Source organism: Labrenzia sp. PHM005 (assembly GCF_006517275.1).
Lineage (GTDB): Bacteria > Pseudomonadota > Alphaproteobacteria > Rhizobiales > Stappiaceae > Roseibium.
The window spans coordinates 4839473-4852345 of the sequence record NZ_CP041191.1 but is presented as its reverse complement, the minus strand read 5'-3'; the positions used below and the strand labels follow the sequence as shown (position 1 = coordinate 4852345).

The window sequence follows — 12873 nt, the reverse complement described above, 5'->3', positions numbered from 1 at the left end:
TTGCCGCAGTTTCCTGTTTTCTAACACCTGCAACCAAAGCGTGAGGATCGGCTTATCGAGGCAGCGCAGCCCCAAGTCTTCGAGCGGCTAATAATCGACCATTTCCCGGCTGTTTGCGCCGTGTGGCTGCATGCCGCGTTGTTTATTATCCTTGCAAGCCTGCCACCCGCCGTGATCCACCTAAACGGCACTTCGGCTCCGGTCGAGGTCGAAATTGTCCGAGAAACGGACCGGCTGGTGTTTTCTGAACCGCTGATTGGCAGCAGACAGGTCCAATTCGTGGAAAGCAAAGCCCCAGATCCGCTGTCGTTGCAGCCGGTACCAAGAGGTGAGGGGATACGCCGTGACAATGCTGAGCCTCTGCAAGATACGCGCCTGCTTCAAGGCCAGAATTTTGACCAAAACCACTCAGCGCCAGACTGGCGATCACCGCACAACTGGGTGGTGGCCGGAACCCTGCGGGCCGCAGAGGTCTTGAAAGACCCGCGCTCAGCACAAGCGCGCCGGGTGCTGACGATGGTCACCAGTCAGGATCGGCGGGAGCAAATCTGTGCGTTGGAGGCGATGGAGCAGGTGCGGGCAGACGCCACCGGTTTTCAGCCGGACAGATTGATGCCCTATGCGCTGAAGAATACCGTTCAAAACGCCCAGTTGATCTTTGCGCCAGCAGCTGCACTGCGCAGCCGGAGAAACTGGTATGAAATCACCTACCGCTGCCGGCTAAATGCGGCCGGGACCGTAGTCGAAGAGTTTGAATATGCGCTGGGTCCGCCGATCCCTCAAAATCTCTGGGATGACCTTGGCCTGGCAGCTGTTTATTGAGTGATTTTGAAAATGGTGACGCGGCGGCTCGTACGCACCGCGTCATGTGATGTTAAAGCGTTCAGGTGCCATTCGGCTGGCAGCCCTCACCGGTCTCAATGCATCGACAACCATTCACGCGCAGAGCGCTGTGCTTCGGCGATTTCACTGGTGCTCATTTCACCGGAGATTTCCTTGCGGTAACGCACGGCTTCTTGATTGCCTTTCAGCGCGGCGATGTTGAACCACTTATGGGCGGTCACAAGATCGGTGGCGCCGTGACGGCCACAGGCGCTGTCCAGGCCCATCTGGAACAGAATGTCGGCGGTTACAGGCTTTTCGCCCATGATGGCCATGTCGGCCGAATACATTTCAAAACGAGCCATTACGCTCTCCCCTGTTTGTCTCAAAGACTTTCTTAGAAACGCAAGCTTATCTGAAGCTTTCCCCGTCGTTTCTCGAGGGTTACTTCATCAGGTGCAGTTGAAGAGCTAGTTAAGAATTAGATTTAATGAAATCCGAACAAAAATTTAAGTAAGTCTGAAATTTACCGGTTGGAAACCTTATGGTTGCGAATTCCTGTTTGATTTCAATAACATTCTCAGAAAATTCGACAGAGCGGATTAATCTTGGATTCACCAAGCCGACGCTTTGGGCTTTTTTGCGGTTGTTGGCGATACCGACAAATCGAGGGTCAGCCTGTTCTGGAGCGTTTACTGATGGTGATTGCTTGGTGACAGGGCAAATGCAGCCATTTGGAGGGTTTGGGTAGGATCTTTAGATCAGCGGCTGTTCAGGCGGACAAGCTTGAACAGCCAAGATGCTCTCGACCGATCAGGACGGGGAATCGTAGTACCGCTTGGCCAGCTCATCGATAGTGCCCTCATCGACAAGGGACTTTATAATGGAATTGAATTCATCGAGCCGTTTCGCCCAAGGTGATTGCCGTGATACGCCCAGAAAAAGGTCGACCGAATTTCCAGGGCGGTAATCTGTCTTGGTGATCTTGTCACTCAGGCCGCTGGCCTTGATAAAATAATCCACCTGGCAATCTGTTCCGATCATCACATCCAGCCGGCCACGCTTCGTCATATCAATCAGGGTCTGTTCTTTCGATACGCCGAGTTTTTGAAGGTCTTGATCCGTGTCGAACCGTTCGAAATAGGCGGAATGCAAGACGAAACCAACCACATAGTCCTGCAAGTCTTCGTAGCGATTGATAATCGCAGGTCGGGACGCTGGCGTATAAAAAGCCGTTTCACAGGAAAAGTACGGGATATCGGTATAGGCGATATAGACTGCCCGTTCCTTCCGGTAAGCCAGTCCGGTCATAATGTCGACGCCGCCACTTTCCATGGAAGCAAGGGCCCGCCCCCAGGGCATTCTGATCACTTCTATTTGTGTCTGAATGCGGCGGCTAATTTCGTTGATCAAATCGAGGTCGAGCCCGACGAAACCTGTGTCTGTCGAAATTCGAAACGGCGGCCATTCATCGGTTGCAGCCCGGATGTTGTCAGCGCGCGGTGATCCGGTGCCGCCGAAGACAGCGACTGTGGTGAGGATTGCAACACAGATCAATACGCTTCTTAACACCGCACATCCTTGGCCAGGTGACAGACACGGTTCGGCATTACAATGGCCAAGATACCGATTATCAATATTGCCAAAACTGGCAGTCGTAATTCCTGGAACTCACTGGTGCGGTGTTTTGCAGAACCGGAATGCTTGAATATCCCATTGATGGTGATTGGGATTGGTGCGCGATTAGAGCCGAAGCTCACATTACTTTTAGAAAATTGCCTTTGTTCCGTTACGTGATGGCTAGGCAGAGACACCTAAGTAAGCTACCTTCCGTTTTCGTAAACGGAAGCTTTTCCGCTTTGGGAGGAGAAACATGATGAATATATTTGCCGTCGCCGGGTTTCTAGCTGCTGGGCTGCTGGCAGCCACAGCGGCTCCATCTCTGGCTGCCGATGCCAAAGGCGATTGGGCGCGTCCGAATGGGGCTTCGAAAATCCGGATCAGCTCTTGCGGCAGCGCCCTTTGCGGTAAACTGATTTGGTTGCGCGAGCCGCGCAAAGACACAGAAAACCCGGATGCGTCTAAACGCAGCCGGCCGCTGCTGGGTGTGCGGATCGTCCAATCGATGAAGCCGACCGGCAAGGACGGCCAATGGAAGGGCAAAGTCTATAACGCTGAAGACGGCAAGACCTACACCGGTTTCATTAAACTGAACGGCAATAACAAGCTGAAGCTTGAAGGCTGTGTCATGGGCGGTCTGATCTGCAAAGGCGAAACCTGGTCCCGGGTGAAATAAGCTTCAAAAACTGCTCCGCCAGACCGGTTGGTTTGGTTCCGGCCCGCTTGCTCTGTCTGCTGAAAGAATGTGTGGCGCATTTTCAGGCAGAGCGGCGGGTTCTTTTCTGCGTAAGCGATGGATTAGGCGAACATCTTTTTGTAGCCAAGGTGGCTCTGGTCGTAGCCGAGCCGCTTATAAAAATGATGAGAGCCTTCGCGCTCCTTGTTGGACGTCAGCTGAACCATGCAGGCATTGGCGTCTTTCGCCAGTTGTTCGGCATGCTCCATCATCAGACGGCCAATTCCGGTGCCGCGCTGATCGGCACGAACATGCACGCTTTCCAGCTCTACCCGGGGGCGGCCGCGAAACGCCAGTCCTTTCAGAAAATGGATTTGATACGTGCCGACAACCTCACCGGATTCATCAAGCGCGACATAGATGTCCATTTCCGGCGCGGCCAGCATGGCCTCAAACGTTGGCAGGTATTCTTGCCAATCGGCGAATTCCTTGTTCTTGCGGACACTGGTCGCCCCGGCATTGATGATCGCGATGATGGCGGGTAGATGTTCGGCGGCAGCTTTTTCAATTCTGGACATATTTGTACACGAGCTTTTTGAAATTATTGCGCTTTTATAGCGGGGCTTAATAGAGCCGGTCCAACAAGACTTTGTGACAGGGTGGCCGATCGGCTGGTTGAGAACTTTATGACGGGCTTGGCACATGTCTCTGTTTGCCAATTGGTGCTGCGCCCCATGCACAGAAAACCCGTTGTCCAACTGAGGCGGTGTTACTCAAGGATTGTCTTGGAAGTAAGGGCAATGTCTTCTGTCTAATTGGCCAGGAAGTCACCCAACGCTTTGTAGCAATAGGGGAACGCGTTTTCCTTGCAGCATCATGTGGTCCCGCATGAGCTGCGCTGCGTCTGCACCTTTGCCGGTGGATATGGCGTCCAAGATTGCCGCATGCTCTTCCACCGATTGCCGCAGCCGGCCATGCATCTTGTAAGGGATGGAGCGGTAAGGATTGATCCGGGTTTCGATTTGAGCCAGCTGCTCAATCAGCCACTCATTGCCGGTCGCCATATGGATCGCCCGGTGAAACTGAAGGTTGGCGGCTGAATAGGCCGTAGCATCGTCGTTGTTGGCGGCGGTCGCGCAAGCCTCAAGACCCTGCTGGATGCCGATAAGCCCTTCATCGGTTAAGCGTTCGGAAGCCAGGCGGCTGGCCAAGGCTTCCAGCTCGGCTGCGACCTCAAAAAGGTCAATCAGCTCCTTGGCCGACAACACCCGGACAAAGGCGCCTTTTCGGGAGCGTGTTTCGAGCAGTCCGCTTTCCACCAGGGAGCGCACGGCCTCGCGCACCGGTGTGCGCGACACCTCGAAGCGGTCGGCGAGGGCCGCCTCTTCCAACTGGTCACCGGGTTTCAAAATCCCGGCATGCATTTCCTGTTTGAGCGTTTCGATGAGCTGGTCTGCGACACGTTTCATGATCAAGCCTCTGATGTCCTCCTGCCGTTAGCATTCTTCACCTGCCATGTCGATGCAGAAATTTTCTGTTTGCATTTTTATAATCATTATCTGTATACATAAAAATATCATATTAACGCATATGGGAGGATATCATGCGCATCTTGAAGACAACCCTCTGCGCCGCGGCCTGCGCGGCGGCCCTTACAACAGCCGTACAAAGCGCGGAACTGCGCCTGTCGCACCAGTGGTCGACGAAGGACGTCCGCCATGCGGTCGCGGAAATTGTCGCGAAAGAAGTTGCTGCTGCGGACGTGGATCTTGAGATCAAGATTTTCCCGTCAAAGTCGCTTTTCAAACCGCGCGAGCAATACCGGCCGCTCAGTCGCGGCATTCTCGACATGACGGTGTTTCCGCTGAGTTATGCCGGAGGCCAACGGCCGGAATTCAATCTCACTTTGATGCCCGGCCTGGTGAAGAACCACGATCATGCGGCCCGCCTCGCAAACTCGCCCTTCATGGACGCGCTCGAAGCAAAGATGGCCGAAGATGACGTGATGGTGCTGGTGCACGGGTATCTGGCCGGCGGTTTTGTTGGAAAAGACAAATGCATCGTAAAACCTGCAGATGCCGAAGGTCAGCAGATGCGGGCCGCCGGCAAATCCTTTGAGCAGATGCTGGTCGGTGCAGGCGCATCGATTACGTCCATGGCGTCCTCTGAAATCTACAGTGCCATGCAGACAGGGGTGCTGGATGGGGCAAACACGTCGTCGTCGTCCTTTGTTTCCTACCGGATCTTCGAACAGGTTGCCTGCTACACACCAGCTTCAGATGTTGCGCTCTGGTTCCTCTATCAGCCGCTCTTGATGAACAAATCGACTTTTGAAGCGCTGACAACTGACCAGCAGACTGCGCTTCTGGCCGCGGCTGAAAAAGCGGAAGCCTATTACCTGCAAGAAGCCAAGAAACAGGACGCGGCCTCAGTCGAGGTCTTCAAAGAGGCCGGTGTGGAAATTGCCGAGATGTCTCAAGAGGATTTTGCCGCCTGGCAGGCCCTGGCTCAGAAGACCTCCTACAAGGCCTTCACCGAAAGTGTTGCTGACGGCCAGAGGCTGCTCGACCTGGCGCTCTCCGTCGACTGACCGCACCCGGGTGTGGCCTTAAGGCTGCACCCGTTTTTCCCCTTAATCAGGTAAAAAATTATGGAAACCATTCTGTCCGCCAGGCCGATTGCCGCCCGCGGATTTCAGCGGGCCGTTGGCTGGATCTCGGAAGTGTCTGGCTGGTGCGCCGCTGCAATGATCGTCAGCGCTGTCCTGCTCACGTGTCAGATGATCTTCGTCCGCTTTGTTCTCAATGCATCCACTGTGTGGCAAACCGAAATCGTCATCTATCTGATGGTCGGGGCGACCCTGATTGGCCTTGCCTTTGTGCAGAAACACAAAGGCCATGTGAATGTCGATCTGTTGCCGTTGTGGCTGAGCCCGGCTGCCGCGCGGGCCTTGTCGATCCTCACACAGACGGCGGCAGTCGCAGTGATCGCGGTTTGTCTCTTTTACGGGTTTGAGTTCTGGCACTTCGCACAAGCGCGGGGCTGGACTTCTGACACGGTTACAGCAGTGCCTTTGTGGATCCCGTATCTGGCGCTTCCGGTTGGTCTCAGCTTGATGCTGCTCCAATTGATCGCCGATCTTCTGGACACGCTCCAGGGCCACTCAGAACAGGAGGCAAGCTGATGGATCCGCTTCTTCTTGGTTCGGTTGTCGGCACCGTTACGATCTTTGTTCTGTTTTCCGGGATATCCGTCGCGATTGGGCTTTTGCTGGTGTCGGCCAGTTTCCTTCTTGCGTTTGACGGATTGCGGTCTTTGGAACTGATCCCGGAGGTGCTCTTTGGAAAACTCGACAGTTTTGCGCTGCTCTCCATTCCGATGTTCATCATCATGGGTGCATCCATCGCCTCGACCCGTGCGGGCGCAGATCTTTATGAAGCGCTGGAGCGATGGCTGACCAGAATTCCGGGCGGTCTGGTGATTTCCAATCTTGGGGCGTGTGCGCTCTTTGCCGCTATGTCCGGATCCAGCCCCGCCACCTGCGCGGCCATCGGCAAAATGGGCATTCCGGAAATGCGCAAGCGCGGTTACCCGGAGGAAATCGCAACCGGATCGATTGCAGCTGGTGGAACACTTGGGATCCTGATCCCGCCATCAATCACAATGATCGTCTATGGCATTGCGACGGAAACCTCGATTGGCCGCCTTTTCCTGGCCGGTGTTGTCCCGGGCCTCCTGCTGGTTGGTTTGTTCATGGCCTGGTCAATCTATGCGACCTGGGCGTCGGGCGGCAGAACCGGCACTGCGCGGTTGACCTACAGCTGGCGGGAACGGTTTGAAATCATGCCGCGCGTCCTGCCTTTTGTCGCAATCATTCTGGGTGTGCTTTACGCCATGTATGGCGGGGTTGCTACACCGTCCGAAACGGCGGCTGTAGGCGCGCTTCTTTGCCTGGTCATGGCAATGATTATCTACAAGCTGACCCGGCCGTCGGCGATCTGGGCCGTCTTGCGTGACAGCACCAAGGAAAGCGTGATGATCTTGTTCATCATCGCCGCTGCCGGTGTCTTTTCCTACATGCTGTCCAGTCTCTTCATTACCCAATCAATCGCAGCCTGGATCAGCGATCTGGAGGTGAACCGATGGGTGCTGATGGGCGCGATCAACCTCTTTCTGATCGTCGCCGGGTTCTTTTTGCCGCCGGTTGCCGTGATCTTGATGACGGCCCCGATCCTGTTGCCGGTGATCACGGGCGCTGGCTTTGATCCGATCTGGTTTGCCGTGGTGCTGACGATCAATATGGAGATCGGCCTGATTTCACCGCCAGTCGGGCTCAACCTTTATGTGATCAACGGCATCGCGCCGGATATTTCATTGCGCACGATCCTGCTCGGCTCGCTGCCCTTTGTCGCCTGCATGCTGCTGGCCATCGGCCTTCTGTGCCTCTTCCCCGGTCTGGCCACCTGGTTGCCCAACCTCGTCATGGGCCCGGCGCTTTGAGCGCTGCCCTGAAAGGAGATTTCATATGTCCAATACACTGAACTACCGCCGTGTCGGCCTGATTGTACCGAGTTCCAACGTGACGATGGAAACGGAAATTCCGGCTCTTCTCAAAGCCCGGGAAAGCATCCTGCCGGACCGCTTTACCTTTCATTCCTCCCGCATGCGTATGAAGTCTGTGGTCAAAGAAGAGCTGGAAGCGATGGATACCGACAGCCTGCGCTGTGCGACCGAACTTTCGGACGCTGCCGTTGAGGTGCAGGCCTATGCGTGCTTGGTGGCGATCATGTCCATGGGGCTTGGCTATCACCGGGCATCTTCTAAAAAACTGCAAAAGGCTACGGCCGAGAACGGCTGCCCAACGCCGGTCTTGAACTCGGCCGGCGCGCTGGTGGACAGCTTGAAGGACATGGGCGCCAAGAAGGTGTCTATTATTTGTCCATACATGCGGCCGTTGACGAAGCTTGTAGTCGACTATATCGAAAATGAAGGCATCGAGGTTCAGGACTTCCTGGCGCTTGAAATCCCGGACAATTTGGAAGTCGCTGCACAAGATCCATCGGCACCGGCTGAGCTTTGGCGCAAGCTCGACACGCGCGGCGTCGACGCGATTGTTGCATCGGCCTGTGTCCAGATGCCGTCTTTGCCGGCAATTGAAATGATCGAGCGCGCATCCGGGGTGCCTACGGTGTCTGCGGCTGTGGCGACCACCCGCAAGATCCTGCAAAGCCTGAACCTGACGGCAGTCGCTCCTGGTGGCGGGGCGTTTTTGTCAGGTGGCCAACTTGCCCAACTGCCAAAGGTCGCCTGATCACACAGCGTTGGGGTATTGCCAAATAAGAAGTCGCGGAATTGCGGGATTTCAGAACCACTACCGCGGCTCCGCTTTGGTCGGGGCATATTCCGCGCGCAGATCCCGCTTCAGGATCTTGCCGATGGCGTTGCGTGGCAGATGCTGGCGGAACTCGACCGCGGACAATCTCTGCGTTTTGCCGAGCTGGGCATTGGTCACTGCAAGGAGCGTATCTGCACCGATTTCTGCGCCTTTGCGCAGGACCACCAGGCCAAGCGGCGTTTCGCCCCATTTGTCGCTCGGGATGCCAATCACCGCAGCTTCCGCCACATCCGGGTGGGTCAGCAGGGCCTGTTCCAGGTCGGCGGCATAGATGTTGAAACCGCCGGAAATGATCATGTCCTTGACCCGATCGAGCAGGACAAGAAATCCGTCCTCATCAAGCCGGCCCATGTCACCAGTGCGCATGAAGTACGCACCGTCCGGGCATTGCCACAGGGCTTCGCGGGTCTTTTCTGGAGCATCCCTGTAGCCGGTCATAATGGTGTTCGAGCGTCCAACGATTTCGCCGATTTGGCCGCCCGAAGCTTCCCGGCCATCCTTGCTGATGATCCGCAAATCCGTGCCTTCCGATGGACTGCCGACCGTGTGCAATTTGTCCGGATGGGCTCTGCAGTCGAGAACGGTGGCCAATCCGCCTTCGGTCATGCCGTAAAGATTGATCAGCTTGCCGGGCCAGCGCTCCAACAGGCCACGGACGAGCGGGACGGGCAGGGGGGCGCTGGTCGACAGTTTCACCTTGAAGGACGAGAGATCAAACTGGCCAAAGTCAGGATCGGCCAGAAGGCGCTGATATTGCACCGGCACCAGCATGATGTGGGAGGCGCGGTGGTCTTCGGCAAGTTCCAGAAAATGTCGTTCGTTGAATTTACGCATCAAGATGACAGTGCCGCCATAGGCCAGCACCGGCAGCAGGCCCGCGAGCGTCGTATTGGAATAAAGCGGTGTCGAAACGATCGAAACGGCGTTGTCGCCGAACCCCATTTTCAGCATCCTGCTCATCTGCCGGTCGCGGAAGCGGGCATCATGCTGAATGCCTTTGGGCGTGCCGGTGGTCCCGGAACTGTAAATGATGTCGAACAAATCGGTTGGCGCAATTTCGACCGGTTGGATTGGCTGAAATTTTTGCGCTTTGGGCCGGAGGCCTTCCAGCCGGTGAACTTGGGCCGAGCCGAGTTTATGAGCGACATCCAGATTTGCGTCATCGGCGAACAGCAGCTTCGGCGCGCAGTTGCGGACCATCTCGGTAAGCGCGGACGGATGGGCTGTTACCGGCAGTGGCACCATACAGGCACCGACCGCCAAGACACCAAGATATAGGACAACATGGTCTGCGCTGTTTCCAGCAAGACTTGCGACCCGATCACCGGGCTCTAAGCCCTCCGCGATCAAATAGGCGGCAGCTCTGTCCATGAGACTGCAAAGGCTTGCCCGGTCGATGGTCTCAGTGCCGTCAATCAGGACAGTTCTGCTGTCTTGGAGTTTGGCTGCGGCCCGGACACGGGCGGGCATATCCAGAAACTGCTCACCGGGTACTGGGATCGGCTCGATCTTCGGCATTGATGCGGCAGCTGTGTCCTGTGACGTGTCTTGATAAGCCAATGCAGTCCTCCCCGTAGCTTAATATTAATTCGCATGCGAATAATATGTATGCAAGATGAAATTGTTGGCAGCTGCCAGGGGATGACGTTGTTTCCGGAACCCGAGGTAAATTGGCCCCAGTGCGCAGTCCCGGCCTTGAGCCGGGACCCGAACGGTAAAGACCCCGGCACTGGGGCCGGGGAAGCTGCTAGGGTAGTTAGAGCGTTGCGCCAGTATGTATTGTTTGATCCTGCTTACGCAGGATCTGAACAAATCCGCTGTTTGGCGTTCCGGTATTCCTGTTCGATCCGGTCGACGACCTGGCCGGCTGGAACGACGGATTTGAGTGCGCCGATGCCTTGACCCGAGCCCCAGATTTCCTTCCAGGCCTTGGCTTTGGAGGAGCCGGAGCCGAAGTTCATCGAAGACGCATCGGCCGTTGCCAGATTGGCCGGGTCAAGGCCGGCGCGCTCGATGGATGGCGCCAGATAGTTGCCCGAAACGCCGGTGAAGAGGGACGAGGTGACAATGTCTTCTGCGCCGCTGTCGACCAGCATTTGTTTGTATTCCGGCTGCGCATTGGCTTCATCGGTCGCGATAAAAGCGGAGCCGATATACCCAAGATCTGCGCCCAGTGTCCGGGCCGCCAGCAGGGATTCGCCGGTGGAGATGGCGCCGGACAACAGGAGAGGGCCGTCGAACCATTCCCGGATTTCCCGGATAAGGGCAAACGGCGATTGCGGGCCGGCATGGCCTCCAGCGCCCGCAGCAACGGCGATCAGCCCATCGGCGCCTTTTTGAATCGCTTTCTTGGCAAAGGTGTTGTTGATGATGTCGTGCAAGGTGATGCCGCCGCAGGAATGCGCGGCTTCGTTGACTTCTACCCGCGCGCCGAGGGAGGTGATCCAGATCGGCACTTTCCAGCGGGCGCAGATTTCAAGGTCCCGTTCCAGGCGTGCGTTCGACCGGTGGACGATTTGATTGACGGCAAAAGGGGCTGCCGGAGCGTCCGGATTGGCCTGATTGTACCGGTCAAGTTCCTCGGTGATTTGCTTCAGCCAGGCTTCCAGCATGATCGGCTCGCCGTCTTTTTCACGCGCGTTGAGTGCCGGAAAACTGCCGACAATCCCGGCTTTACACTGGGCGATCACCAGCTCCGGCCCGGAGACGATGAAAAGCGGTGCGGCAACGGCCGGAAGCCGCAAGCCCTGCAGGGCCTTGGGGAGTGCTCTGGATTTCAACATTCTTGGGGTCACCTCCTGACCGGCGGGTTGAGGCCGGTTCTTTCAATTATGGCACATCGGCGCCGTGCGGCGCGAATGGCAGTGTGTCTATTTGTAAGCTTCCTTTTTCGTAAGCGTCAACTTTCCAGATGGCGGAATTGAATTCCGTAAAAATCTTGACAAGCCGGATTGATTCAATTTGCAATGGCCTTCTGGAAGGGTCTCATCCAGCGCGTGCGGTGCAACATGAGGCCTTGCTGCCAATAAAGAAAACTCAGATGGCAGCAACTCAGGGAGGAAAACGTGCAATATCTCAAGACACTTGTGGCCGCCACCGCGCTTGCCGTCTGTTCAGCAGGCGTTTCATCCGCCGAGACCTTGAAAATTGGCTATATTGATCCGCTGTCGGGCCCCTTTGCGCTTACCGGTGATACCGGGCTGAAGCACTTCCGATATGCTGCGGACAAAATCAACGACACCGGCGGAGCCGCCGGAATGACGGTGGAAATCGTCCCCTTCGACAACAAGATCAATCCGAAAGAAAGCCTGGTTCAGCTGCAAAAAGCCATTGACCAGGGCATCCGCTACATCGTTCAGGGCAATGGATCGTCTGTCGCGTCCGCACTGATTGACGCCATCAACAAACACAACAAGCGCAATCCGGGCGATGAAGTGTTGTTTTTGAATTATGCCGCTGTCGATCCGGCCTTCACCAATGACCGCTGCAGTTTCTGGCATTTCCGCTTTGATGCGGATGCGGATATGAAAATGGAGGCCATGACCGATTGGCTGGCCGAACAACAGGACATCAAGAAAGTCTATATTCTTGGCCAGGATTATTCCTTCGGCAAAGCGGTTGCCGGCGCAGCTGTGAAGATGATTTCTGAAAAACGGCCGGACATCGAGATCGTCGGCAATGAGCTGCATCCCCTTGGCAAGGTCAAGGATTTCACGCCTTACATTCAGAAAATGATTTCTGCAGAAGCTGATGCCGTGATCACCGGCAACTGGGGCCAGGACATGACGCTCCTCGTCAAGGCGGCCTCCGCCTCGGGCCACAAGGTGCCTTATCTGACCTACTACGGCGGCGGGCTTGGCGCCGTTGCCACCATGGGTGAAAGCGCGATTGGACTGGTCAAGCAGATTACGGAGTTCCATCAGAACATCGAGACCAGCGAAGACCAGATCGCAAACATGGACCGGTTCCAGGAGCGCTACGGCACCGATTATTATTATCAGCGTGTTTTCACACTAATGGAGATGTTTGACCGCGCGCTTGATGACGTCGGCGAGAATGACCCGGTTAAGGTCGCGTTTGCACTGGAAGGGATGGGCCACGAAACGCCCTATGGGTCTGTATCCATGCGCAAGGACAATCATCAACTGATCCAGCCGATGTTCATCTCGACCTTCTCTGATGATATCACCCGCAAGTTGGAAGGCACGGACTTCGGCTTCAAGACCGATCCGGACGGCGTCATCAAGGGCGAGGCCACGCGCACCGAAACCACCTGCCAGATGAAACGGCCCAGCTGATCAGCCGTACATCACAATCATCAATGGATTGAAGCCGCGCGTTATAAGACGCGCGGCCGACA

At 56.0% G+C, this 12873-nt stretch carries 13 protein-coding genes; 7 read left to right on the top strand and 6 right to left on the bottom strand.

The features are described 5' to 3' along the window. Positions 1-138: 138 nt before the first annotated feature. Positions 139-822: a DUF930 domain-containing protein gene (locus tag FJ695_RS21955; RefSeq protein WP_141187426.1), complete on the top strand. Its 684-nt coding sequence runs from the start codon at positions 139-141 to the stop codon at positions 820-822. A 95-nt stretch (positions 823-917) separates the two neighbouring features. Here the strand turns inward: FJ695_RS21955 and FJ695_RS21950 are convergent, their stop codons facing one another. Then, positions 918-1157, bottom strand: a complete 240-nt coding sequence (locus FJ695_RS21950) for a hypothetical protein (protein ID WP_141188875.1) — start codon at positions 1155-1157, stop codon at positions 918-920. A 478-nt stretch (positions 1158-1635) separates the two neighbouring features. Then, positions 1636-2394: an ABC transporter substrate-binding protein gene (locus FJ695_RS21945; RefSeq protein ID WP_209010771.1), complete on the bottom strand. Its 759-nt coding sequence runs from the start codon at positions 2392-2394 to the stop codon at positions 1636-1638. A 301-nt stretch (positions 2395-2695) separates the two neighbouring features. On the opposite strand from FJ695_RS21945, the gene FJ695_RS21940 reads away from it, so the two are divergent. Next, positions 2696-3118: a DUF2147 domain-containing protein gene (locus tag FJ695_RS21940; RefSeq protein WP_247653708.1), complete on the top strand. Its 423-nt coding sequence runs from the start codon at positions 2696-2698 to the stop codon at positions 3116-3118. A 122-nt stretch (positions 3119-3240) separates the two neighbouring features. Here FJ695_RS21940 and FJ695_RS21935 read toward each other — a convergent pair whose 3' ends face one another. Together FJ695_RS21935 and FJ695_RS21930 are read right to left on the bottom strand one after the other, a co-directional pair. Then, on the bottom strand, positions 3241-3696 hold the full coding sequence (locus tag FJ695_RS21935) for a GNAT family N-acetyltransferase (protein ID WP_141187425.1): 456 nt from the start codon (positions 3694-3696) through the stop codon (positions 3241-3243). A gap of 249 nt (positions 3697-3945) precedes the next feature. After that, positions 3946-4587, bottom strand: coding sequence for a GntR family transcriptional regulator (locus tag FJ695_RS21930; protein ID WP_141187424.1), 642 nt, complete (start codon positions 4585-4587; stop codon positions 3946-3948). Positions 4588-4721: 134 nt separating this feature from the next. On the opposite strand from FJ695_RS21930, the gene dctP reads away from it, so the two are divergent. The 4 genes from dctP to FJ695_RS21910 are packed head-to-tail and all read left to right on the top strand — an operon-like array spanning position 4722 to position 8429. Further along, entirely contained in the window at positions 4722-5708 is a 987-nt protein-coding gene (dctP, locus tag FJ695_RS21925) for a TRAP transporter substrate-binding protein DctP (protein ID WP_141187423.1), read from the top strand. Positions 5709-5768: 60 nt separating this feature from the next. Beyond that, positions 5769-6302 carry a TRAP transporter small permease gene (locus FJ695_RS21920; protein WP_141187422.1) on the top strand — a complete coding sequence of 178 codons (534 nt, stop codon included), beginning with the start codon at positions 5769-5771 and terminating at the stop codon, positions 6300-6302. Next, the gene (locus FJ695_RS21915; RefSeq protein ID WP_141187421.1) at positions 6302-7618 is read left to right on the top strand and encodes a TRAP transporter large permease; all 1317 of its coding nucleotides are present in this window, start codon (positions 6302-6304) and stop codon (positions 7616-7618) included. Before FJ695_RS21920 ends, FJ695_RS21915 begins: the two co-directional genes overlap by 1 nt. Positions 7619-7643: 25 nt before the next feature. Next, positions 7644-8429, top strand: coding sequence for an aspartate/glutamate racemase family protein (locus FJ695_RS21910; RefSeq protein WP_168206452.1), 786 nt, complete (start codon positions 7644-7646; stop codon positions 8427-8429). 60 nt (positions 8430-8489) lie between these two features. On the opposite strand, the gene FJ695_RS21905 is transcribed toward FJ695_RS21910, so the two are convergent. Then, positions 8490-10073 (bottom strand): class I adenylate-forming enzyme family protein, encoded by a 1584-nt coding sequence (locus FJ695_RS21905; protein WP_247653706.1) that lies wholly within the window; start codon positions 10071-10073, stop codon positions 8490-8492. A 233-nt stretch (positions 10074-10306) separates the two neighbouring features. Then, entirely contained in the window at positions 10307-11296 is a 990-nt protein-coding gene (locus FJ695_RS21900) for a nitronate monooxygenase family protein (RefSeq protein ID WP_141187420.1), read from the bottom strand. A gap of 282 nt (positions 11297-11578) precedes the next feature. On the opposite strand from FJ695_RS21900, the gene FJ695_RS21895 reads away from it, so the two are divergent. Further along, positions 11579-12811, top strand: a complete 1233-nt coding sequence (locus FJ695_RS21895) for a branched-chain amino acid ABC transporter substrate-binding protein (RefSeq protein ID WP_141187419.1) — start codon at positions 11579-11581, stop codon at positions 12809-12811. The last annotated feature ends 62 nt before the right edge of the window (positions 12812-12873 follow it).